The 679-nt window shown below is 49.0% G+C and carries 1 pseudogene; it reads left to right on the forward strand.

The features are described 5' to 3' along the window. Nucleotides 1-83: 83 nt before the first annotated feature. Nucleotides 84-679 (forward strand): annotated as a pseudogene (locus M0413_RS22725) (IS4-like element ISSba6 family transposase); the annotation flags it as partial.

Genomic DNA, 679 nt, shown 5'->3' on the forward strand with positions numbered 1-679 from the left:
TAATGCCGATCAGTTAAGACAGATCGCTTGACGATCTCGCTGAAAAGATCAAAATCCGATGACCTCATGTCATCGGATTTTTTATGCAACTCTCAGAAGCACTCGCCCGTACTCATATTACCCGCCTAACCGAATTCACCTGCTTAGCAGATGTGTTAGAACCTGAGTTAATTCAATCTTGCCTAGACTCTCAGGGCGTTGCGACGTTAAGACGGCGTAAATTGCCGATGGACGCGATGATTTGGGCCGTTATCGGAATGGCTTTGTTCCGAGGGGAGTCTGTTCGGTCACTCATCAACAAACTCGACATTGTTTTGCCGCAAGAGATTGATTATGTTGCACGCAGCGCCGTGACTCAGGCGCGTAAACGATTGGGCAGTGAGGTTATTAGAGAAGTATTTAGCCGCAGCGCCAATACCTGGCACGCGAGAGCTGAACATCCTCATTGGTGCGGTCTTAACTTGTATGGTGTTGACGGTGTCGTGTGGCGGACACCCGATAGTGTCCAAAATCAAGCCGCCTTTGCGCGTACCGCAAACGCTTCAGGCGAAGCGGCTTATCCGCAAATTCGCATGGTTTGCTTGATGGAATTAAGCAGCCATTTATTGGTCAACAGCGCCTTTGATTCGGTTGCCGAAAATGAAATGAACTTAGCGTCCCAGCTCATTCCTAGCATTCC

The sequence above is a fragment of the Shewanella sp. 8A genome (assembly GCF_023475945.1).
Lineage (GTDB): Bacteria > Pseudomonadota > Gammaproteobacteria > Enterobacterales > Shewanellaceae > Shewanella > Shewanella xiamenensis.